We start from the raw sequence: 23,973 nt of genomic DNA on the forward strand, positions 1-23,973 counted from the left end.
ATCGACTGTTCTGTGTCTCTTTTAATCAAAATATTTCTGCTGTTCTTCTTTTAATTTTTCTGGGGTTACATCTTCACCAGTAGGATCATAAATAGTGACGCCCATTAATGTTTTATTGAATTGTTCACGAATGGTTCGCAAATATTCTTGTCGCAAATCGACACGAAGAGCTTGTTCTTCAGATGTTAAACTTTGTTCACGCTCTTTTTGTGCAAGCGTATTAATTCTTTTTAAAACCTCTAACATTTCTCATTTCCTTTCTATAATAATTCTTTTGCTAGGCGTTCAAACGATTGAAAGCGCGTTTGTTTGTCATAACCTGGGGTGATTAGCATTGCTTCTGTCAACCCTAGTTCTTCTTGTTGGTGGAAAAACTCCGCAACTTCTTGGCTACTACCAATGACAAAGCGTTGTTTATTCTGTTCTAAAACCAGTTTGTCCATTTCACTGTAAGGGAAAGCTAGGGCTTCTTCTGGCGATAAAAATTTATTAGGAAGCCCATGTTCGGTGGCAAAGATATAATGCTCGAAACTAGCCGCATGGTATTCTGCTTCTTCTTTCGTGTCGGCGGCAAAAGTGAAATACGCAGCGCTCACTTGAGGCTCTTGTTGTTCAGTTACTGGTCGGAAATGCTTGTAATATGCTGACAATACTTCTTTGGACAAATGTCCATGAATAAACTGTGCAAAGGAAAAATTAATGCCATATTCACCAGCTGAACGTGCGCTTTCTTTACTAGCACCTAGTAACCAAGGTTGTGGTAATAGAACTTCCCGCGGAACAGCTGAAATTTTAGAATATAAATGATCTTCAGGAAATTCCTCTTTTAAAAAGAGTAAAATTTCAGGTAATTTATCAAATTGATCTAGTTGTGGTGGCTGACCATTATTTAACGCCAACGTAGTTAATGGGCTGCCACCAGGCGAGCGGCCCATGCCTAAATCGATTCGATCAAGATATAAAGCTACTAACGTTTTAAACGTTTCTGCGACTTTAAATGGCGCATAATGCATGGTCATGATGCCACCCGCGCCAACACGAATTTTTTCGGTGGCACTAGCAATATGTGCAACTAAAATTTCTGGCGTTGCACTGGCAAAGGCGTCTGAGCCGTGATGTTCGGCATACCAAATTCTTGTGTAACCAAGTTTTTCCGCTAATTGAGCGAGTTCTTTGGCTTCTTGTAATGTGTCGCTTGCTGATTGATTTTTAGGAACCGTTAATTGATCTAAGATACTTAATTTCATGTATGTAGTCTCCTTTTTGGTTGTTTTTTTGAAGCTACCGCTATTATTACGCAAACATGTCAAAAAAAATAGTACGCACTTTTTAATTCCCTAGTGAGCGAAAAGTAACAAATAGATGTAGCCAAGGTCGATGATAAAAAATTCTCCACTATGGCTTTTTGATGCTTTGTGTTAAAATGGAACATATGTACGCAATCAGCAATTGGAAAGGTGACAACATGTACGAATATATTATTGGAAAAGTAACGTTTGTTAGCCCATACTATATTGTCGTTGAAACAAATGGCATTGGCTATCAGATTTCAGTCGATAACCCGTATCGCTATTCAGGAAAAATGGATACGGATATTAAACTATATCTTCACCAAGTCGTGCGGGAAGATGCACAACTTTTATTTGGTTTTGGCAGTTTAGAAGAAAAACAATTGTTCTTAAAATTAATCAGTGTCTCTGGAATTGGCCCTAAAAGTGGCTTAGCTATCATGGCTTCTGTGGCTGATCATGGTGGTTTAATCAATGCAATTGAAGGGGAAGATGTTACATATTTAACGAAGTTCCCAGGTGTTGGCAAGAAAACAGCCCAACAAATGATTTTAGATTTAAAAGGAAAATTAGGCGAATTAGAGTCTTCCGAAGCAGCGGTTGCGGCCATGACCGCAACCGAAGCGGTGACAACAAGCAATCAAGCATTGGCAGAAGCGTTAGAAGCATTAAGTGCCCTAGGCTACAGTGACCGAGAGATTAAGCGTATCACTAAGCAATTGGAAGCGTTAGGTGAGACAACGACAGATGTTTATTTAAGCAATGCGTTAAAATTCATGATGAAACGCTAAGGAGGAATAACGATGACAGAAGAAGAACGGTTGCTTTCAGCTACAAGTCAAGAAGCAGAAGCTTCAATTGAAAAATCGTTACGTCCACAATTTTTAGCACAATATATTGGTCAAGACAAAGTAAAACAAGAACTAACGATTTATATTGAAGCGGCGAAAAATCGGAATGAAGCGTTGGATCATACCCTTCTTTATGGTCCGCCAGGTTTAGGGAAAACGACAATGGCGATGGTCATCGCCAATGAAATGAATGTGAACATTCGTACCACAAGTGGACCAGCCATCGAACGGGCGGGAGATTTAGTCGCTATTTTGAACGAATTAGAGCCTGGTGATGTGTTATTTATCGATGAAATTCATCGTTTGCCGCGAGTGGTGGAAGAAATGCTGTATTCCGCAATGGAAGATTTTTACATTGATATCATGGTCGGTCAAGGAACCACGGCACATCCCGTTCATTTTCCGTTACCGCCTTTTACTTTAGTGGGAGCTACCACACGGGCAGGGATGCTTTCAGCGCCATTACGAGATCGTTTTGGGATTATTTCTCACATGGAGTATTATCAAGAGCAGGATTTAAAAGAAATCGTTCTCCGTTCCGCGGATATTTTTCAAACGGAGATTTTTGAGGAAGGTGCCTTTGAAATTGCGCGCCGCTCGAGAGGGACCCCCCGAATTGCTAACCGTTTGTTAAAACGTGTCCGTGATTTTGCTCAAGTCCAATCAGATGGCAAAATCGACCGAGCGATTGCAGACAAAGCGTTAACCTTGCTGCAAGTGGACCATCAAGGCTTGGATTATGTCGATCAAAAATTGTTGAAAACAATGATTGATTTATACGGCGGCGGTCCAGTTGGTTTAAGTACCTTGTCTGTAAATATCGGTGAAGAAACCGAAACGGTGGAAGATATGTATGAACCCTATCTTATTCAAAAAGGTTTCATTAAACGAACACCACGAGGACGAATTGCAACGCCATTTGCGTATGCACATTTTGGGTATGATTATTTAGAGGGTCATAAAAATTAAAAATAAGTCAAAAGAAAGCAAGCCTTAACCGCTTGCTTTCTTTTGTTTCACGTGAAACGTTTGTTCTTATTTGGGAGAGTGGCATATTTCAGCTGTTGTAGGTATACTGTGTTTGTAATCGCTTTTAAATTGGAGGGATCAATGTTGAATAAAGAAATCAAAGGGGCATTAATTGTTTCTTGCCAAGCGTTGGCAGACGAACCGTTGCATAGTTCTTTTATCATGTCCAAGATGGCTTTGGCCGCTAAACAAGGAGGGGCTAAAGGCATTCGAGCAAATTCTGTGGTAGACATTCGAGCAATCCGGAAAGAGGTAGATTTACCAATCATTGGGATTATTAAACGAGATTATCCTGACGCAGAAGTATATATTACCGCAACTATGCGTGAGGTAGATGAATTAATGGCTGTTCAGCCAGAAATTATCGCTCTCGATGCAACCCATTCGAAACGACCAAATGGCGAAACGTTAGCCACATTTTTCAAAAGAATAAAAGAAAAGTATCCTAACCAAGAATGGATGGCGGATTGTTCCACGCTGGAAGAGATGATTGAAGCGGCGGAGTTAGGCTTTGATTATATTGGCACAACGTTAGTCGGCTATACGCCGCAAAGTGAAAATCAGCGGATTGAACAAAATGATTTTGAACTGTTAAGAGAAGCAAAGAAGCATTTTACTACACCAATCATTGCAGAAGGAATGATTGATACGCCAGCAAAAGTCCAACGTGTTCTGGAGCTAGGTGCTTATAGCGTGGTGGTGGGATCTGTTATTACACGACCGCAAAAAATTACTGAAAAATTTGTGGAAGCTACGAAAATAAAACAGAATCAAGCATAAACTAAATACACTATCGATACACTTGTTATTTTTTGATCAATACACTTCAATACGGTCGCTTTTTTTCTAGAGAAAGTGGAATCTTTCAATAATGAAAAGGGATACACTCCGTTTGGCATAGTCCTTGCTGATAATAAATCAGTGTATAAAGCGCTATCATTTTTATGGGAGGGGTTTTATGAAGGGTTTATCAAAAAAGAAACGGGTGTCTACTTGGTTAGCGTTAGGAATCACCGTAGTCAGCTGTTTTGCGTTAAGCGGGGAAGTGCAAGCAAGTGTTGAAAGAACAAAAGTTGATGAATTTGCGAATGTTTTAGATGTGAGTGCATCACCAACCGAACGGACGAATGGCGTATACGATACCAATTATTTTAATAATTTTTCTGATTTAGGTGCATGGCATGGCTACTATTTACCTGAAAAAAGCAATAAAGAGCTACTGGGGGGTTTTGCGGGGCCATTGATTATTGCGGAAGAATATCCAGTAAACTTGGCGGCAAGTTTAAACAAATTAACGGTCAAAAATAAAAAAACGGGAGAAACCTATGATTTAAGCCAAAGCAACCGCATGGACCTGTCTTATTATCCTGGGCGCCTAGAGCAAACCTATGAATTAGACGATGTAACGATTCATTTAGCTTTAATTTTTGTCAGCAATCGAACGGCGCTTATCCAAACGACACTTGAAAACACTGGTGAAGATCCCTTGTCACTTGAAGCAAGCTGGACAGGTGCGGTCTTTGACAAAATTCAAGAGGGAACGGAAACCTTAGATATTGGCACTCGTTTAACTGCTAAAGACAATGACATTCAAGTGAATTTTGGTGAAGTCAGAGAAACGTGGAATTATTTTGCTACGAAAGACACAAAATATACGATTCATCATGCGGATAAAGTTTCAACAAAAATTGATAATCGGAATTATACAGCGACCGCTGAACCAATTGAATTGAAGCCTAAACAAACGTACAACACCTATACGACAGAAAGCTATACTTTTACAAAAGAAGAAGAGGCAAAGGAACAACAACAAGCACCCGAATATACCAAAAATGCGGCACGCTATTTCAAAGAGAACAAGCAAAGATGGCAAGGATATCTAGATAAAACGTTTGATCAAAAGAAAACAGCAGAATTTCCTGAATATCAAAATGCGCTAGTCAAATCGATTGAAACGATTAATACCAATTGGCGAAGTGCGGCAGGTGCCTTTAAGCATGACGGGATTGTTCCGTCCATGTCTTATAAATGGTTTATTGGTATGTGGGCTTGGGATTCGTGGAAAGCGGATGTAGCAACGGCTGATTTTAATCCTGAGTTAGCTAAAAATAATATGCGGGCCTTGTTTGATTATCAAATTCAAAAAGATGATACCGTACGTCCACAAGATGCAGGAGCGATCATTGATGCTGTCTTTTACAATCAAGACAGTGCGCGTGGTGGTGAAGGTGGCAACTGGAATGAACGAAATTCTAAACCACCATTGGCTGCATGGGCAGTTTGGCATATTTATCAAGAAACCAAAGATAAGGAATTTTTAAAAGAAATGTACCCCAAACTTGTAGCTTATCACAATTGGTGGTATACCAACCGAGACCACAATAAAAATGGGATAGCAGAATATGGAAGCATGGTCAGTGATGCCCACTGGCAAAAAGACGACAAGGATCAAATCATTAAAGATAAAAATGGCCAACCTAAAGTGGACGATGATGCTGTTATTGAAGCAGCCGCGTGGGAAAGTGGTATGGATAACGCTACACGGTTTGACAAAGAAGGTGTGGGCAAAGGCGATGACGGAGTTAAAGTTTTTGAAAATAAAAATAAAGGAAAAGTAGTGGGGTATTCGATTAATCAAGAATCAGTGGATTTGAATGCGTATCTCTACGCTGAAAAGGGCTATTTAGCTTCGATAGCAGAAGAACTAGGCAAAAAAGAGGACTATAAGAACTATCAAAAAGAAGCGAAGAAACTAAAAAAATATATTCAAGAAAATATGTTTGATGAAAAAACGGGCTTCTTCTATGACTTACAAATAAATGAAGACGGCTCGAAAACAAAATTGTTAGTCAATCGTGGCAAAGGAACAGAAGGCTGGTTGCCGCTTTGGGCAAAAGTAGCGACCAAAGAACAGGCGGCGGCAGTTAAGAAAAACATGATGAATCAAGAAATGTTTAATACCTTTATGCCATTCCCAACGGCATCCAAAGACAATGAAAAATTTGCTGCAACGAAATACTGGCGAGGACCAGTTTGGCTTGATCAAGCCTTGTTTGGTGTAGAAGCTCTTCAAAACTATGACTATACAAAAGAAGCAAAAGAAATGACACAAAAACTCTTCTTACATGCCGAAGGATTGATGGGAGAAGGCCCTATTCATGAAAATTATGATCCACTGACAGGGAAGGGCTTAAGTACGAAAAACTTTAGTTGGTCAGCAGCAGCGTACTATTTACTGTATAAAAACACCTTATTAAGTAATAACCCCACAACGCAAACCGCTTTTGAGATAAAATAGAAAAACAGCTCTTGAGGAAATATCACTCAAGAGCTGTTTTTTTCTTCACTTGCTACAATCTGTTTCCTTCTGAATTTAATTGAATGTAATTTATTTGTTTTAATAAATATATTTCATTTAATTAAAGAAAATATCTAAAAATAAAAATATATGTACTTTTATTAAAAATGTTATTTAATAAAAATGAAATAGATATTCGATGGAATTGATTGTACAATGATTAGTGAAGAGTGGGTTTAACGGAACCGAGTAATAAGAAATAAACTAATATTGAAACCAAACATTGCGACACCTCCTGCTCTAAGTTATATTGAATTTCATTATAAGACAGATATCTTAGTTTCTTCAAGAACGAATTAGAAAAGTTTTTTTAAATTTGTTGACGTCTAACAATTATAATGTGCAAAAAAATAATTTAAACAAATATATTATTTGATTATTTGGTAATATTAAAGTTCGTAAAAATAATTTTTTATAAAATATTATATTTTAGTTAATAAAAAAAATAATACTTAATATTAACTTATTAATAGAAAGGAGCATATTATGGATGTGTTAGAGGCATTAAAGTATTTTAGAAAAAAGAAAAAAATTGCTCAGAAAGATGTTTTACCAAAAAAAGAGAAACAAACCTATCGAAGAATCGAAATTGGTGAAGCCAAGCTAAGTTACGAGGATTTAATGACAGCATTACAGTCACTGGGGATTACCTTTAATGAATTTTTTCATATGGTCTCTGAAACAAGAAGTACGGCTTCATCTAAAATTATGCATCAAATTGAATGTTGTCAAATGGGAGTGAACAATACAAGTGAAAAAAAGAACCTGATTCATTACTTTTATCAATTAGAGCGCAATCCCCACAAAAACGCAGTGGAGATGTCTATTTATACAGATATTAAGCTAACTTTCAGTAATGATTGGGAGGAAATTCCAGAATTTGACGAACCTGATCGAATGGCAATTCTAGCACTTATCTCTAGCAAAAGCTACTATACATATTACGATTATCAAATGGTGACTAATACAGGAGCGTTATTTTCTGAAAACGAAGTCCTTCAGATTCTTGAGCAGATGTTTCCTGTCAAAGATGCTGAATTACGTGATACCCAAACATTAAATGTCGCCTATGGTTTTTATCTAAATATCATTACAGCGCAACTTTATAAGAAAAATTATGCGAAAGCCCGGGAGTATTTAGCGCTAATGAGTGTTACCACGATTCCTGCTGAAATTTACTATATTCATTTTAACTTACGTTACTTAAAAAACCTTACGTATTATCTGTACACTGGCAAAATGAGATACTATAAAGAAGTGATCGCCGTTATCGATATGATTGAAAGTTTTGGCGATGTACGTTTGGCGGAAGGCATGAAAAAAGAAATGCTTCAGCTGACGGCTGGGCGGACATTTAATTTAGATTATGGACAATTTCCTGTGAATATTGTCACTGAAAAATAAAAAACACCCCCGCAAGGTCAAACTTGCGGGGGGTGCTGATGTTAAACAATAATGTTATCTCTAATCATATCTAAATCTTTAATCAAAATTTTGCGGTTACGTAGTTCGATTGCCCCTAACTCTTTTAGTTGCTGCATCATCCGGTTAACGCTACTAGCAGAAGTTATCCCACAAAAATGCGCAATTTCTTCATTGGTCACCACGAAATCAATTAAAATACCTTCCTCTGTTTCTACGCCAAATGAATCGTACATTTCATAGATTTGTGTACAAACGGCCCCAAATTTGCCATTCATTAACATTTGCTGCATCTTTTTCATGGAATGCATTAAACGGTCCCGATAGTATTCTTTGACATACATTTGCAAGTCTTTACTATTATTGATATCCCGCCAAAATTGAACACGGTCGATTTGATAAAGTTCTGCTTGTGGAGATTCGATGCGAATATTAAAAGGTGCATCAATAAATTCTGAATATTCATCACGTAGCAATGAAACAATTTCCAAATTGTTGATATAACGTAAATTAAATTCACGACCGTCTTTGGAAATAACGCTAGTTTTGATGATGCCACTTTTTAAAATATAGGCATAACGATCTTGCAGTCCTTCATAAGTTAAATAATTTTTCTTCTTTTTTACAACGACTCGAAAAGAATGTTCATCTAAGTAGTCTTGTAAAACATTTCTCATTGGCGGTAACTCCTCAATTATCTCTAAATATTTTTGTTTTTGCCTGTTGGGCTTCCTTCTTATTTAAGCGAATTGGACATCATATGTCAATAACAAATGTTGATAAAAAAGGTCAATTAAACGCTATTTTGAAAAATAAAATCAGCTTTTAGATAATTTTGCCAAAAATTTCGCTTAATGAGTATTAAAAATATTTTTTTTATTTTATGTGCTCAAATATTTTTCAAAAAGAAAAAATTGTATTAAGGTAATAGTAGAAAGGGAGGAGATTTCATGACAGAACCAAACTTAAAAGACCCAAGAAAGTTATTTTATAGTGATGGATTTCCGCAACAAGATCAAGAAACTCCCGCATTACAGGACAAAATGGTTCCTAAACCAGATTGTGGGGAAGACAGCTATGTCGGAAATCACAAATTAGAAAATCGTCGGGTATTAATTACAGGCGGTGATTCTGGGATTGGACGAGCGGCGGCGATTGCTTTTGCTCGTGAAGGTGCAGATATTGCCTTACATTTTTTCCCAGGTGAAGAAAAAGACGCCGAAGAAGTGGCGCACTATATACGAGAAGCTGGCCGAAAAGTCTTTCTTTTGCCAGCAGATTTAAGAGATAAACAGGCACCTGAAGAATTGGTTGCACAAGCTCGTGAAGCATTAGGCGGCTTGGATACCCTTGTTTTAAATGCTGCCCAACAAATTTCCTGTGCCGCTATTGAAGAATTACCAATGGAACAAGTGATAGACACTTTCCATGTCAATATTATTGCGATGTTTGGCATTGTCAAAGCAGCAGTGCCTCACTTGCCTGCCGGAAGTAGTATTGTGACAACGACTTCCGTCCAAGCCTTTAATCCCAGTGAGCATTTGTTGGATTATGCAGCAACGAAGGCATCAATTGCCAACTTTACCGTTGGTTTAGCAAAACAACTGGCACCAAAAGGCATTCGGGTAAATGGCGTGGCTCCAGGACCAATCTGGACACCGTTACAGTTAGATCATGGACAACCAATTGAAGAGTTGCCAGAATTTGGGCAACATTCTTTACTGGAACGTGCGGGTCAGCCTGCTGAATTAGCCCCTGTTTATGTTTTCTTGGCGTCCAATGATGCAAGTTATGTTACGGCTCAAGTTTATGGCGTAACTGGTGGAGAAGCAATTAATCTTTAGGAGGGATGTTCCGTGAATAAAGTTGTTAAAATACTTTTGCTTCTAGGTTCACTGATTTTAATGGCATTATTTGGCGCGGTGGCCATTACCACTTGGTCAGCCGATACAGCTTGGCAACCACCAGATAATGTCCAATGGTTCTTGCAAGACAACGAGTACGCACGTCAAGCAATCTTTTGGGTAGCGCTGGTTTTACTAGGAATTATGCTCTTTCTATTTTTATTCATTCTTTTATTCCCAAGAAGAAAAGGCACGTTTGAATTAAAAGAAGAGCAAGGAAAGTTAGTGTTACACCGTAAAGCCATCGAAGGATTTGTACGCTCTAGCTTGCAAGACAGTGACTTTCTGGAAGCACCAACCATTCGTGTAAAGGCGACAAAACGGCGCATTAAGGTCAATGTCAAAGGCACACTGAAACGAACGGCGGATTTAATTGGACAAACAGAAGCTTGGTCAAAAACAATGGAAGAACGGCTTGCTCGTTTGGTGGGAACTGGTCACAAGATTACGATTGATGTTCATTTTGAAGATATTCAATCAATGAAACGACCACAACAACAGCAAACACAAGCACGTGTGGAGTAGGAGGGATGTACAATGGTTGAATGGATAAAACAATATGCCGTTCCGTTAATTGGTGGCCTAGTCGGTTTGGTTTTTGCAATCTTGTTTCTGTCAATCGGCTTCTTTAAAACATTGTTAGTGGTACTCCTGACAGGACTAGGTATTTGGCTAGGTTTGTATTTGGAACAGACAGGCATTGTCAAAAATTATTTTCATCATAAATAGGAGGTTTTGGCTATGGAAAATGCAAATGTATCGATTGTTAAAGGTGAGTTGACGTTTGAGGATAAAGTAATCCAAAAAATTATTGGCATTGCTTTGGAAGAAGTCGACGGTTTGTTAACTGTGGACGGTGGTTTTTTCTCGAATTTACGAGATAAAATGATTAACAGTGAAGATGTTACAACAGGCATTCACACCGAGGTCGGCAAAAAACAAGTCGCAGTGGATATGGACATTGTAGCCGAATATGGGAAAGATATCGAGACCATTTATGATCAAATGAAAGAGGTTATTACTCGTGAAGTCCAACAAATGACTCACTTGGAAGTAATCGAAGTCAATGTCAACGTAGTAGATATCAAAACACAAGCAGAGTACCAAGAAGAAAGTGAAACAGTCCAAGATAAACTTGGCAACGCCGCTGAAGCGACAGGTAGTTTTATGTCAAAACAAACCAACAAAGCCAAACATGCGGTAACTAAAGGCAAGACAAAAGTCAAAGAAAACACGGCACCTCGTGTTCAATAATGGGTTATTATTTTATTAAAAATAAAGCAATAATAGAAGAAACTAGGAGGAATGAACCATGAGTAACGAAAAATTCAATAATGTACCAAAACCAGCAGGAAACGGACCACACACACCAGAAAATCATGCAATCAAAGGTGAATTAACATTTGAAGATAAAGTCGTTCAAAAAATTATCGGTTTAGCCTTAGAAAATGTTGATGGTCTATTGACAGTCGATGGCGGCTTTTTCTCAAATATTGCTGAAAAATTAGTAAACACAGATAACGTCACAGCTGGTATTGATACCGAAGTTGGTAAAAAACAAGTCGCTGTTGATATGGATATCGTGGTAGAATACGGCAAAGATATTCAAGACATTTACGAAAAAATGAAAGAATTAATCAGCCGTGAAGTGAAAAAAATGACCCACTTAGATGTGATTGAAGTGAATGTTAACGTAGTTGATATCAAATCAAAAGAAGAATACGAAGAAGATAGCGAAACGGTTCAAGATAAAGTCACAGGCGCTGCCAAAAGTACCGGTGAATTTGCTTCTGAACAAACAGAAAAAGCAAAAAAAGCTGTGAATAAAGGAACAGAACAAGTCAAAGAAAATATGGAACCACGTGTAGAATAAACAGTTAAAGGGAGGAAACAATCATGGGCTTTATTTGGGCATTAATTGTCGGTGGTGTCATTGGGGCAATCGCTGGAGCAATTACTAAAAAAGGATCATCGATGGGCATTATTGCCAATATCATTGCAGGGTTAGTTGGTTCAACAATTGGTCAAGCCATTTTAGGCACATGGGGACCAAGCTTAGCTGGGATGGCTATTGTGCCATCGATTATCGGGGCAGTGATTTTAGTTGCCATCGTTTCATGGATTTTAGGACGAAAATAGAGAAAGTTTAAAAAATAGGGCATAAGTCGTTTCGACTTATGCCCTATTTTTCTTTTTCTATGTATGAGGAAGTATCATATGAAAAGTAAATTTTGAGCAATTAGCTAAGAGCTTATTTTAATTAAAATCATTAGTCATTTTTGAGTTTTCAACAAAAATCAACAACATTTGTTGAAGTTATTTGTAGATAACGTTTATCATTCACAAATTTACATTTTTTTGTAACGGATATCTCGTATAGTAATAACTGCAAATGAATTTCAGAAAATTTTTTGATAAGTCATCAAAGTGAGGGGATAGCGGTCTTTTATTGAAAAATAGCAACACAAAATAAACAGAACAAAAGAGAGAGGAATTCAAAGAATTATGACAGAACAAACACCAACAAAGCTTTTGAATAAAGGCTTTATCAGCATTACAGTGATTAATTTCATTGTCTATCTTGTTTATTATTTGTTAATGGTTATTATTGCGGTGATTGCGCAAGATAGCTTACACGCTACTTTAGGTCAAGCGGGTTTGGCCTCAGGAATTTACATCATCGGGACATTGCTTGCACGACTTTTCATGGGAAAACTCCTTGAACTGATTGGGCGCAAACAAGTCTTACGTTATGGGGCTTTGTTTTATCTTTTAACGACTGTTGCGTATATGTATATGCCAAGCATGGGTATTCTTTATTTGGTCCGTTTTTTAAATGGGTTTGGTTACGGAACCGTTTCGACAGCGACCAACGCAATTGTTACCGCCTATATCCCTAAAAATAAAAAAGGGGAAGGGATCAATTATTATGGGTTGAGTACTAGTTTAGCAGCCGGCATTGGGCCATTTATTGGGATGTTATTGTTAAATGTTTCCAACTTCCATGTCATTATTAACTTTTCAATTATTTTAATTTTGTTAACAACCATTGCTTGCTTCATTTTCCCAGTGAAAAATATTGAGTTAACACCTGAACATCGTGAAGCTTTATCTAAATGGAACTTTGATAGTTTTGTTGAAAAGAAAGTTTTATTTATTACATTTATCGCCTTTTTAATGGGTCTTGCTTATTCAAGTGTCTTATCTTTCTTATCTTCTTATGTCAAAGTAATCGATTTAGTTGACGTCAGCACTTTCTTCTTTATCGTCTATGCGGTCGTGATTACCCTAACACGTCCTTCAACAGGTCGGATTTTCGATGTCAAAGGTGAACGCTACGTCATGTATCCGAGCTACATTTTCTTAACACTAGGCTTATTCTTATTAAGTATGACTACGTCTGGTTGGATGTTATTAGTCTCAGGTGGGTTAATTGGCTTAGGTTATGGTACCTTCATGTCAAATGGCCAAGCGGTTTGTCTTCAAGAAAGCCCAAGTCCTCACCGTATCGGGATTGCTTTATCGACTTATTTCATCGGTTTAGACCTTGGATTAGGGGTTGGTCCGTACGTTTTAGGTGAGTTACGTAACTTTATGTCATTCCAACAAATGTACTTCTTAGCAGGTTGTATCCCAATCGTTTGTACCATTTTATATATGGTCTTCCACAAAGCTAAAAATGATGCCAAAGATTTGTCTCTTGAAACGATTGAAGAGATTGAACACGGCTCAGAACTATAAATGGACAAGGAGTGATTTCAATGCCTAACGATGAACGAATTTTAAACGTTTTACAACAAACACTAACGGAAATTCAACGCATGAACACGCGTTTAGCTAAAATTGAAACAGAGTTAGCCGATGTCGATCAACATCACGCGACTTTGGATCATTACTTGCAAGAGCTAGAATTGGTGACAGAAAATAACAACGTCATGTAAAATGAGTAGTTAGTAAATGAACGTTCCACGTTTCGGTATCACTAGAGTGGAACATTGAAAATTTTCGTAAAAAACGCCAAAAGGTAGCAGAAAAACTGCTACCTTTTGGCGTTTTTTCTAATTTAAAGTAAATAAGCAAGAAACATAAGCTATGTTAACTTATGTCTCTTGCTTATTTTTAACACTTAAAATGTTTCACGTGAAAACTTTTAAAAGTGGCGTGGACTTTGTTTGGTGACAATTTGTGTATTTAAGTTTTCTAAGCTCTGCGCTAGTTCACCAATGCTAGCGGAAAAATCAACATAATAAGTAGGAATCGTTGATTTGACACTAATTTCTGAAAAGATATTTGTAATAATTACATCGAAAGGCTTTTCTGGTGAAGCGACAAAAATTAATTTTTTATCCACGGCTTTACTTAGCTTTTCGTAAAGGGTATCTAAAATTAAGTTACTTTGGTTGGTCCGTACTAAGACACGAATCGGTGGTAAAGATTTCGTTTTCAGTGTACAAAAAAGAATAAACAAGCAGTCAACTAACAATTTTTCATTGCCCATCAATGTTGGAAGCATTTCAATTGTAAGTCGCTTCACATCTTTGTAGAGACTCGGATTTTTTTGAAGTGCTTCTTTTAAAAAGCTTTCTTGCACAAATGGATTGGCAATCGTGACAAAGGTTTTAAAAAAGACACTTAAATTTTGGATAGAAGTATACAGATAAAGATACTCGTGAAATGTCAATTTAATTTGATAAAAAGACGTCAGTTGATAAATGATCTCTTTAATGGGCGAGCCTAATAGTTGGACCATATGCATCCGTGCTGCTGGAATTTCCAAGATATCTTGTGTGGCGTAGCTGACACTAATCGTCAATAAGAAAAAGGCAAAAAGGCCTTCTTTTTGGATAAATTTTGTTGGAACTTGGTGTAAGGCTTCTTCTTTAAAAAATAATTCAAATTCATTCAGATTAACAAAGGGATTAACAATCGCTTCTTCCTCTACGAAAGTTTCTTTGATAAAAAAGCCCTCTTTCCAACGCGCTAAAATCACCGCAGAAAAAATCAAGTCTTTTGTAAAATCTTGTGTTGTATTGAAAGAAACAGAATGTTTTAAACGTCGAAAGAGACTATGGACTTCTTTTTTTGTGATTGTATGCAATGGCCAATCCTCTTCAGAGTAATTGTTCCAAAAAAGCATCATAAAGAAAATCCGAATATCTTTTTCTTTGCCCACCAACACGTTGGTACGTTTTAAATTGATTTCAATCTGATATTTTTGGAGCCATTGGTTTAGTTGACCAATTTTTCGTGTAAAGGTTGACGAAGAAATTTCTAAAACTTTTTCAAAATGTTTGCTATCAATTGCATTATGGTTAAAGGCATAGGTCAGCACTTGATACGCGAAACTTTTTTTGACAAAGTAGGGCATCAAAAACGACAGTTGGAAATAGGGTGCAAACCAAAATGTGATTTCTTTGGCAGTTGCTGATAAAGAAAATAAGTTCTCCCAGCCGTTTTCTTCAATTTCTGTTTGGAGCAAAGCCACGGACTGTAGAATGGTAGTTTGTTGCATTTTTAATTGGGTGGCTAAAGTAGAAATCGCCAATGTTTGTTCTTCTGCTTCACGACGTTCGAGTAACTCTTCTAAAAGAGCAAAACTTTTACGATAAGGTACATCAAGTAACTCTGTTAACATCCAATTCCCTCCAAACTATTTTCCCCACGTAATTTGGCAAAATAAATTTTGCGGACGACTTGTTTTAAGTTATGGTATTCGTCTAAATAAGGAACAGGATGCCAATAAAAGGTTTTACTGGCATGGAAAAGTGGATTGTTTTTGTCGGTAATGACTAAGTCAGGCACTTCTTGAATATGATTGACGAATTTCAAAGGAACATCACAATAATTATTGATTTCCTTTGCTAACCAATTTTCTTGTATTTGATTAATAGATGAATGAAGCAAAATTTTAACCGGAATTTGTTTGTTTAATAAAACACTCCGAATAATTAAAAAAATGGTTTCTTTAAATAACGCATCTAGTGGGTGCTCTTTGTCAAAAGGCAAACGCTTTAAGAAATAGTTAGTTGTTCGTGAAACGTTTGGGTATTGCTTTTCATACAAAGAGACATTAGCAATTTCGTAACTCAACTCCTCTTCCACAGGAAAATGGATGAGACGCTCACTGGCATTGGATAAATTAACCAACAAAAAGACAACTTCTATTGCGCTTAAATCCAACTGTAATTGCGTACATTTTTCAAAAATCCAAGTGACGTGGGGACTGTTATCCATTCCCATGATTGCTAAGTTAGCAAAGTTAATGGTTTCCATTTGTTCAAGCGAGTACATCGTTAATGTACTGAAAAAATCATAATAGAAACGAATTTCAGCCCGCCAAGTGTCGGGTTCTTGTTGTTCATTAATAAAACAATCATTCACTAATAATTGAAATTCTGAATAAGGAATGGCTAAATTGATTGCCGCAATTTCAGGATAATCGCTGATTGTAAAATCAGATTGATAACGGAGTAAACCTATGGACATAATTAATTTTAATTTGCGTAAATCGGTATATGTAAAGTAAGGATAACGGTTTTTGATAATTTCAATAAAATTCTGTAATTGCGCTTGATTGGTTTTAGATAAAAAAGGAACAAGAGACGTTCCTGAAATGAAAAATAGAGAGTAAAAGAAACTGCGAAAATCTTTTTCAGCACCACAAATTTTTTCTCGCCTTTTTAAGTTTAAATAACAATTAAATCTAGCTAGATAATTGTTTAAACGGTCACTAACTTGTTTAAAAATAGAAAAGTTAATGAAATGCTCTTCACAAAAATCTTTGGCTGAAGTGTAACGTTTTAAAAGTAAATCTAAGGCTAACATATAGGTTAACGACCCGCGGACCACGGCTTCTTTCATTAACTCAATCGGGATATTTTCATCGGCGACTAATTCTATGGACTGTTGATTATTAATAATGCGAATATGTACATTTTCATGTGTATTGACTCGAGAAATTAATAAAGTTAATTGATTCAATAAATTATTGATATTGTAATGGGAAAATTCATATTTTCGCCGGAGTACTTGCATGGGGACTTTTTCTTTACTGTCATACAAGTATTCAATTAGGGAAAGCAACTGAATTTCCTGCTTGGTTAATAAGTTATGCATAATAACCACCTTTCTAATTGGTTACGATTGTTTGATTTTTCAGATAATACAGATAGAACATTCTTTTCTAAGTAACATTCGATAATTGTTAGTGAAAGAACTAGTTGTTCTTATGCTACTGTATCTATTCTTAAAAATCAAGAAGAACTGAATGTGTCAAATAAAAGAAAAAGCGGACAAAAAATGATAGAGAAACAAATTATTAAGAAAAACAAATGGTTTATATAAAACATTTAAATAACAAAAATGACAATTTAAGTCTGTTGTTTTTTTAGCTTAAATAGCTTATACAAATAGGCTTTTTTGTCTAAGCAGTTCTTGTGAAAAAGTTTAAAAAAACGGTATAGTGGAAGAAGGACTAGTACAAATAAGAAAGGATTAAGGGAGTGTTTTTATAAAGGTGAAAAGGGTTTTTAGCATTTCATCAACTTTTTCTATTTGGAGGAGAAGTTGTTGATAATTTTTGCTGAAAAATCTCGTTATACTCTTCTTATTCTTATAGAAGAGTCTATAGGAATAAGCAAAAAATGAATCCGCATTCGAAGTAAGACTGCGTTTTGAGGAGATAAAAAGAAAAGGCGTGTTGGCTGTCTGTTTTAGCAAGGAAGAAAGACAACAGAAGAGCACTCACTTATTTGGCTTAAAATAAAAAATTGGTACGAAGTGAACGTTCTCTTCTATGTGTCGTTAGTAGAGGAAGGATGAAAGAAATGAGAAAGAATGGTCCAATGGTAAACCGTTGGCTCTATGGGTTGATGTGTTTGTTACTTGTTTTAAATTACGGCACACCACTCATGGCTTTGGCGGAAGATGTTAACAGCGATGGCCAGCTAACGTTAGGAGAAGTGACGCAAACCAGTCAGCAAGAAATGACCTTAGCGCTTCAAGGAAAAGCACAACCAGCAACACAAGAGGTTGTAGTGCATTACAGTGCCAATGTGTCAATCAAAGCTGCACATTGGGCAGCGCCCAATAATACGCGCAAGATTCAAGTGGATGACCAGAAGAAACAGATTCAAATTGAATTGAATCAGCAAGCGTTAGCAGATACGTTAGTCTTAACGTTGAACCTCACAGCTACAGAAGATGTGACGTTTTCTTATGGACAACAACAACGAGCGTTGACGTTAAATACTGGTACTGATCCGACAGAATCAACGACAATCACGAGTTCTACAGTCACAACAGCGAATGAAGGTTCAACAGAAGAAGCATCTGCAAACTCCTCTGTTCCTCGTTCGTCCGAAGAAACTGTCGCCAGCACGACAAAAGCGACAGAAAGTAAAACAACTGAATCGACAACTGTCAAACCACGTGTAGCAGGACCAACAGATATCAATGACTATTTTACAGGTGATGAAACAACGATTATCGATAATTTTGAGGATCCGATTTATTTAAATCCTGATGGCACACCAGCAACACCACCGTACAAAGAAGATGTGACCATCCATTGGAACTTTAACTGGTCGATTCCAGAAGATGTGCGGGAACAAATGAAAGCAGGCGATTACTTCGAGTTTCAATTACCTGGCAATTTGAAACCTAATAAACCAGGTTCAGGTGATTTAGTTGATACGGAAGGCAATGTCTATGGAACCTACACAATTAGTGAAGATGGTACGGTTCGTTTTACCTTTAATGAGCGCATCACGTCTGAAAGTGACATTCACGGGGACTTTTCTTTAGATACTCATTTGAATGATTCAGATGGTCGAGGCCCAGGAGACTGGGTGATTGATATTCCTACGCAAGAAGATTTGCCGCCTGTAGTGATTCCGATTGTCCCGGATACCGAACAACAAATTGATAAACAAGGCCATTTTGATCGAACGCCCAATCCTAGTGCGATTACTTGGACGGTAGATATCAATCAAGCGATGAAAGATCAAACAAATCCAACTGTGACGGAAACGTGGCCAACAGGGAATACCTTTAAGTCAGTGAAAGTCTATGAGTTAGTGATGAATCTTGATGGAACAATTAAAGAAGTGGGTCGCGAACTTAGTCCAGATGAATATACCGTTGATAAAAATGGCAATGTGACAATTAAAGGTGACACGAATAAAGCGTATCGTCTTGAGTACCAAACGACGATTGACGAGGCGGTTATTCCAGATGGCGGGGGTGATGTGCCTTTTAAAAATCAGGCGACGTTAACAAGTGATAATAATCCAAATGGGTTAGATGCTGAAGCAACCGTTACCGCCACATATGGCAAAATGCTAGACAAGCGCAATATAGATTACGATGAAACCAATCAAGAATTCACTTGGGAAATTAACTACAACTATGGCGAACAAACCATTCCAAAAGACCAAGCAGTCATTACAGACACAATGGGGGATAATTTAACGTTTGAACCAGATTCTTTACATTTATATTCAGTGACGTTTGATGACAAAGGAAATGAAGTCGTTGGAGCAGAACTTGTGGAAGGAAAAGATTACAAAGTGGTAATTAACGATGATGGCTCCTTTGTGATTGACTTTTTGCATGATGTGACTGGCGCAGTCAAGATTGATTATAAAACCAAAGTTGATGGAATTGTCGAAGGCGATGTTGCCGTGAATAATCGTGTGGATGTCGGCACTGGTCAGCATTCAGAAGGTGATGGCACAGCCAATCAACAAAATATTATTAAAAACACTGGTGCAGTGGATTATCAAAATTCAACGATTGGTTGGACGTTAGCTGTGAATCAAAATAATTATTTGATGGAAAATGCCGTGATTACGGACACATACGAACCAGTTCCTGGCTTAACCATGGTACCCAATTCGTTGGTTGTTAAAGATACAACTACTGGTGCTCAGTTGACGTTAGGTAAAGATTACATGGTAGAAATAACTCGTAATGCAGAAGGTGAAACAGGCTTTAAGTTAAGTTTCATGGGGGCGTATGCCAAAACAAGTGATGCCTTTTACGTAACCTACAATACCTTTTTCGATGTTACCGAGTTAGATGCTAACAACCCTGCATTGGACCATTACCGAAATACCGCTGCCATTGATTGGATGGATGAAGCAGGAAACAATCATCACTCAGAGGATAATAAACCGTTTAAACCTTTACCTGCTTTTGATTTAAATGCGCAAAAAAGTGGTGTTTACAATGCCGTCACTAAAGAAATCACTTGGACGATTGCGGTGAATTTAAGTAATAACCGTTTAGTCGACGCCTTTTTGACGGATCCAATTTTAGCCAATCAAACCTATTTGGCTGGGAGCTTGAAAGTCTATGAAGGCAATACAAAGCCAGATGGTTCGGTTGAAAAAGTGAAACCAACGCAACCGTTGACGGATATCAAAATGGAAGAACCAAGCGAGAAAAACAAAAATACTTGGCGTGTTGACTTTCCTAATGATAGTCGTACGTATGTGATTGAATTTAAGACGTCTGTTGATGAAAAAGTTATCGAAGGTTCGGCTAGCTATGACAATACCGCATCTTATACAAACCAAGGTTCTTCACGTGATGTGACAGGAAAAGTTTCTATTCAACATGGTGGCGAATCAGTGAAAAAAGGTGGCGAATACCACAAAGATGATCCAGATCATGTGTACTGGCATGTAATGATCAATGGCGCCCAATCGGTTTTAGACGATGTGGTTATCACTGATACACCCTCACCAAACCAAGTGTTAGATCCCGAGTCATTGGTGATTTACGGTACCAACGTAACAGAAGACGGAACGATTACGCCAGATAAATCTGTTATTTTAGAAGAAGGAAAAGATTACACACTGGAAGTTACCACCGATAATGAAACAGGACAACAAAAAATTGTCGTTAAAATGGCCCATATTGAAGCACCTTATTATATGGAATATCGTAGTTTAGTGACTTCTTCAGCGGCGGGGAGTACAGACACGGTATCCAACCAAGTGTCAATTACTGGAAATGGTTCAGAAGTCGTTCATGGAGATGACAATGGCGATGTGGTCGTTGACATCGATCACAGTGGCGGGCATGCCACAGGGACCAAAGGCAAAATTCAGCTGAAGAAAACAGCCATGGATGGGACGACTATTTTAGCAGGCGCCCATTTCCAAATTTGGGACCAAGCCAAAACACAAGTCCTACGTGAAGGTACAGTAGACGCCACTGGGGTTATCACATTTGGTGGGTTGCCGCAAGGGCAATACATTTTGGTGGAGACGAAAGCACCAGAAGGTTATACAGTTTCGGACGAATTAGCTAAAGGCCGAGTCATTACTATTGATGAAGAAACTTCAGCAGATGGTGCACAACCAACTATTATTAAAAACGATGTCAATAAAGTAATTTTAGAAAAAACAGATGAGAAGGGCAAAAAATTAGTCAATGCACGCTTTAAATTAGAGCATGCCGTAACCACGCCGTTTACTCATTGGGAAGAAGTTCCCCTTGCGCCGGATCGAACCAACGCAAATGGCCAGTTAGAGGTGGATAGTTTAAAACCAGGGCTTTATCAGTTCACAGAAATCGAAGCACCGACAGGGTATCTTTTAGACACTACACCAAAACGATTCATCGTGACACAAAACACGAGCGGACAAATTCGTGATGTTCATGTCAAAATGCTTAATTACCAAGGTTCTGCTGAACTAATTAAAAAAGATCAAGCAGGCAATCCATTAGCAGGTGCTGAATTTTCGGTCCTTGATGCCACAGGACAAGTGGTTCGAGAACACTTAGTTTCGGATGCAGACGGAAAAGTCACAGTGACGGATTTAGCCCCAGGCAAATATCAATTTGTGGAAACCAAAGCGCCAGTAGGGTACCTTTTAAACACTGAACCAAGTACTTTCACGATTGCAGCAAGCGATCGGGGCAAACCAGCAACAGTTATAGCAACGGCTAACTTTGTTAACTATCAAGGTGCAGCTAAATTAATCAAAAAAGATGTGAAGGGACACTTGTTAAGTGGTGCGACATTTAAAGTGCTCGATGCGAAGGGACAAACGATTCAAACAGGCTTGACGACAAATAATCAAGGGGAAATTGTTGCAGAGCACTTAGCCCCAGGTAAATATCGCTTTGTAGAAACCAAAGCGCCAACAGGCTATTTGTTAAATACCACGCCAGTCCCATTTGAAATTGCTGAGAAAAATGCTGGTGAACCAGCGGTCGTGGTTGCTAGTGACAACTTTGTGAACTACAAAGGGGCTTTCCAAATCGTGAAAACGAATAGCGCAGACCAACCATTAGCAGGCGCTGTTTTTGAATTATATGATCACAATAAACAATCATTAGGGATTACAGCAACGAGTGGCAAAGATGGCAAAATTATCTTTAGAGACTTGGCGCCAGGTACCTATTATTACAAAGAAATCAAAGCACCAAAATTACCAGATGGCTCAGAGTATATTATTTATCCTGAATTAGTAAAAGTAGAAATTCGTGGTGATTTCAAAGGTGATCCGGAGATCTTCCAATTAGGGGCCTTCGCCAATTTCAAAGGACGTGCTGTCTTTAAGAAAATCGATGCCAATGCGAACCCACTTCCAGGAACGATTTTTAAATTGTATCGAATCGAAAATGGGGAAAAAATCTTTGAAAGAGAAGTAACTGCTGAAAAAGATGGTTCATTGGCTATGGAGGATTTAGGCGCTGGTAGCTATGAATTAGATGAACTGGATGCAACGGATGGCTATATCGTCAATAAACAACCCATTTATTTTGTAGTGAAGAAGAATTCAAATGATAAACAACCACTAGATGAGTTAGAGTTTGTAAATTATCAAGCGGAAGTAACGGGACGTAAAGTCAACGAGCAAGGTCAAACCTTAGCGGGTGCAGTTTTTGCAATTTACAATGCCGATGAGCAGAATCAGCCCCAAGGTTCACCAATCACATTCTTGAATCGTGCAGGAGAAAAAGTTTCTGAAATAACAACGGATAAGACTGGCGAAATTTACGCTAAAGGGCTGAATGAAGGGCATTACGTTTTAGTGGAAACGAAAGCACCAACAGGCTATCTGTTAGACACAACGCCACATCCATTTGATGTAACCGCCCAATTAGGAAAAGAGCAGCCAATTGCTTTAGGCGATCTTATCAATTATCAAGGAACTGCTCAATTAACCAAAGAAAACGAAACAGGTGAAGCATTGGCTGGTGCGGTGTTTAAGGTCATTGATGAAGCAGGGCAAACCGTGGCTGGACAAACCAATCTGATGTCCGACAAGCAAGGCAAAGTCATTGCGAAAAATTTAGCACCGGGAACGTATCGTTTTGTGGAGACACAAGCGCCAACTGGCTATCTTCTTAATGAAACGCCAAGCGCAAGCTTTACGATTGCGAAAGACAACCAGGGCAAACCAGCCACTGTGGTACTTAAAGCACCTTTTATTAATTACCAAGGTGCTGCCAAGCTGGTGAAAATTGACCAGCAAAAGAATGCCTTAGCAGGCGCTGAATTTAAAGTGACGGATGCAGAGACAGGGAAAACTGTCGCTCGTTCATTACGTTCTGACAACCAAGGGTTAGTTCAAGTGAACCACTTACAACCAGGAAAATATACCTTTGTGGAAACAAAAGCACCGGATGGTTACCAACTGTCTAAGCAAGCTGTCGCATTTACTATTGCAGCAACAGCGAAAGACAAACCTGAACTCGTGGATGCGGGCACGTTTGTTAACGAGAAACAACCTGTATCCAAAAAAATAAAACCAAATCAGCCAACAACGAAACAAGCAGCTAGAGAGACAGGTTGGCTTGGTTTACCGAAAACCAACACACAAGTCAATTACTTCTTTGTCTTTATCGGCCTCCTGTTGGTCGGTTTGGCAAGTTGGCTCTTTTATAAAAAGAGCAAGAAATAAGCTAAAGCCATAAAAAAACAGAGAGTGGGTCATCCGTCGAAAGGACGGATGGCCTATTTTTTTCCATCTTAAGCTAATCAACTGAACAAAAGTAGCTCCTTCTTATTGACATTCTCATGTAAGCCTTCATCGCAGTTTAGCCTTTGAACAGAACTTACTGAGTTCTTGGAGCAAACCGCTTGTGCCTCAGCCTTT

19 protein-coding genes are annotated in these 23,973 nt (G+C 38.0%); 14 read left to right on the forward strand and 5 right to left on the reverse strand.

Annotation, left to right across the window (positions count from 1 at the left end):
- Window positions 1–21: 21 nt before the first annotated feature.
- Both IGJ52_RS00275 and IGJ52_RS00280 read right to left on the reverse strand, forming a co-directional pair.
- Window positions 22–246, reverse strand: coding sequence for a DUF896 domain-containing protein (locus IGJ52_RS00275; protein WP_241708932.1), 225 nt, complete (start codon window positions 244–246; stop codon window positions 22–24).
- A gap of 14 nt (window positions 247–260) precedes the next feature.
- On the reverse strand, window positions 261–1,247 hold the full coding sequence (locus tag IGJ52_RS00280) for an LLM class flavin-dependent oxidoreductase (RefSeq protein ID WP_016614448.1): 987 nt from the start codon (window positions 1,245–1,247) through the stop codon (window positions 261–263).
- 218 nt (window positions 1,248–1,465) lie between these two features.
- Between IGJ52_RS00280 and ruvA the strand changes: the two genes are divergently transcribed.
- The 5 genes from ruvA (at window position 1,466) to IGJ52_RS00305 (ending at window position 7,931) form a co-directional block, all read left to right on the forward strand.
- Window positions 1,466–2,080, forward strand: coding sequence for a Holliday junction branch migration protein RuvA (gene ruvA, locus IGJ52_RS00285; RefSeq protein WP_002359241.1), 615 nt, complete (start codon window positions 1,466–1,468; stop codon window positions 2,078–2,080).
- 12 nt (window positions 2,081–2,092) lie between these two features.
- Window positions 2,093–3,109, forward strand: coding sequence for a Holliday junction branch migration DNA helicase RuvB (gene ruvB, locus IGJ52_RS00290; RefSeq protein ID WP_438791819.1), 1,017 nt, complete (start codon window positions 2,093–2,095; stop codon window positions 3,107–3,109).
- A gap of 141 nt (window positions 3,110–3,250) precedes the next feature.
- Window positions 3,251–3,949 carry an N-acetylmannosamine-6-phosphate 2-epimerase gene (locus IGJ52_RS00295; protein WP_002370615.1) on the forward strand — a complete coding sequence of 233 codons (699 nt, stop codon included), beginning with the start codon at window positions 3,251–3,253 and terminating at the stop codon, window positions 3,947–3,949.
- Window positions 3,950–4,127: 178 nt separating this feature from the next.
- Entirely contained in the window at window positions 4,128–6,467 is a 2,340-nt protein-coding gene (ygjK, locus tag IGJ52_RS00300; RefSeq protein WP_192444897.1) for an alpha-glucosidase, read from the forward strand.
- A gap of 546 nt (window positions 6,468–7,013) precedes the next feature.
- Window positions 7,014–7,931 (forward strand): helix-turn-helix domain-containing protein, encoded by a 918-nt coding sequence (locus tag IGJ52_RS00305; RefSeq protein WP_438791820.1) that lies wholly within the window; start codon window positions 7,014–7,016, stop codon window positions 7,929–7,931.
- 41 nt (window positions 7,932–7,972) lie between these two features.
- On the opposite strand, the gene IGJ52_RS00310 is transcribed toward IGJ52_RS00305, so the two are convergent.
- Complete coding sequence (locus IGJ52_RS00310) at window positions 7,973–8,626, reverse strand: Crp/Fnr family transcriptional regulator (RefSeq protein ID WP_002356081.1); 654 nt, start codon at window positions 8,624–8,626, stop codon at window positions 7,973–7,975.
- 273 nt (window positions 8,627–8,899) lie between these two features.
- On the opposite strand from IGJ52_RS00310, the gene IGJ52_RS00315 reads away from it, so the two are divergent.
- The 8 genes from IGJ52_RS00315 (at window position 8,900) to IGJ52_RS00350 (ending at window position 13,794) form a co-directional block, all read left to right on the forward strand.
- On the forward strand, window positions 8,900–9,793 hold the full coding sequence (locus IGJ52_RS00315) for an SDR family oxidoreductase (RefSeq protein WP_002367586.1): 894 nt from the start codon (window positions 8,900–8,902) through the stop codon (window positions 9,791–9,793).
- A 12-nt stretch (window positions 9,794–9,805) separates the two neighbouring features.
- Complete coding sequence (gene amaP, locus IGJ52_RS00320) at window positions 9,806–10,378, forward strand: alkaline shock response membrane anchor protein AmaP (RefSeq protein ID WP_002381343.1); 573 nt, start codon at window positions 9,806–9,808, stop codon at window positions 10,376–10,378.
- Between the two features lie 12 nt (window positions 10,379–10,390).
- A complete protein-coding gene (locus IGJ52_RS00325; protein WP_002356087.1) occupies window positions 10,391–10,582 on the forward strand; it encodes a DUF2273 domain-containing protein in 192 nt (63 codons plus the stop codon).
- Window positions 10,583–10,594: 12 nt separating this feature from the next.
- Window positions 10,595–11,107 carry an Asp23/Gls24 family envelope stress response protein gene (locus IGJ52_RS00330; protein WP_002383483.1) on the forward strand — a complete coding sequence of 171 codons (513 nt, stop codon included), beginning with the start codon at window positions 10,595–10,597 and terminating at the stop codon, window positions 11,105–11,107.
- 58 nt (window positions 11,108–11,165) lie between these two features.
- The gene (locus tag IGJ52_RS00335) at window positions 11,166–11,726 is read left to right on the forward strand and encodes an Asp23/Gls24 family envelope stress response protein (protein ID WP_002383482.1); all 561 of its coding nucleotides are present in this window, start codon (window positions 11,166–11,168) and stop codon (window positions 11,724–11,726) included.
- A gap of 23 nt (window positions 11,727–11,749) precedes the next feature.
- Window positions 11,750–11,992 (forward strand): GlsB/YeaQ/YmgE family stress response membrane protein, encoded by a 243-nt coding sequence (locus IGJ52_RS00340; protein WP_002356092.1) that lies wholly within the window; start codon window positions 11,750–11,752, stop codon window positions 11,990–11,992.
- Between the two features lie 366 nt (window positions 11,993–12,358).
- Window positions 12,359–13,594 carry an MFS transporter gene (locus IGJ52_RS00345; RefSeq protein WP_002356101.1) on the forward strand — a complete coding sequence of 412 codons (1,236 nt, stop codon included), beginning with the start codon at window positions 12,359–12,361 and terminating at the stop codon, window positions 13,592–13,594.
- Window positions 13,595–13,614: 20 nt separating this feature from the next.
- Window positions 13,615–13,794: a hypothetical protein gene (locus tag IGJ52_RS00350; protein ID WP_002381345.1), complete on the forward strand. Its 180-nt coding sequence runs from the start codon at window positions 13,615–13,617 to the stop codon at window positions 13,792–13,794.
- A gap of 209 nt (window positions 13,795–14,003) precedes the next feature.
- Here the strand turns inward: IGJ52_RS00350 and IGJ52_RS00355 are convergent, their stop codons facing one another.
- Together IGJ52_RS00355 and IGJ52_RS00360 are read right to left on the reverse strand one after the other, a co-directional pair.
- Window positions 14,004–15,488: a helix-turn-helix domain-containing protein gene (locus tag IGJ52_RS00355; RefSeq protein ID WP_002383479.1), complete on the reverse strand. Its 1,485-nt coding sequence runs from the start codon at window positions 15,486–15,488 to the stop codon at window positions 14,004–14,006.
- Window positions 15,482–16,969 (reverse strand): helix-turn-helix domain-containing protein, encoded by a 1,488-nt coding sequence (locus tag IGJ52_RS00360; protein WP_002419425.1) that lies wholly within the window; start codon window positions 16,967–16,969, stop codon window positions 15,482–15,484. Before IGJ52_RS00360 ends, IGJ52_RS00355 begins: the two co-directional genes overlap by 7 nt.
- Window positions 16,970–17,679: 710 nt before the next feature.
- Between IGJ52_RS00360 and fss1 the strand changes: the two genes are divergently transcribed.
- Window positions 17,680–23,778 (forward strand): fibrinogen-binding MSCRAMM adhesin Fss1, encoded by a 6,099-nt coding sequence (gene fss1, locus IGJ52_RS00365; protein WP_438791821.1) that lies wholly within the window; start codon window positions 17,680–17,682, stop codon window positions 23,776–23,778.
- Window positions 23,779–23,973: the final 195 nt, after the last annotated feature.

The sequence above is a fragment of the Enterococcus sp. DIV1758 genome (assembly GCF_051711985.1).
In the GTDB taxonomy this organism is placed as follows: Bacteria; Bacillota; Bacilli; order Lactobacillales; family Enterococcaceae; genus Enterococcus; species Enterococcus faecalis.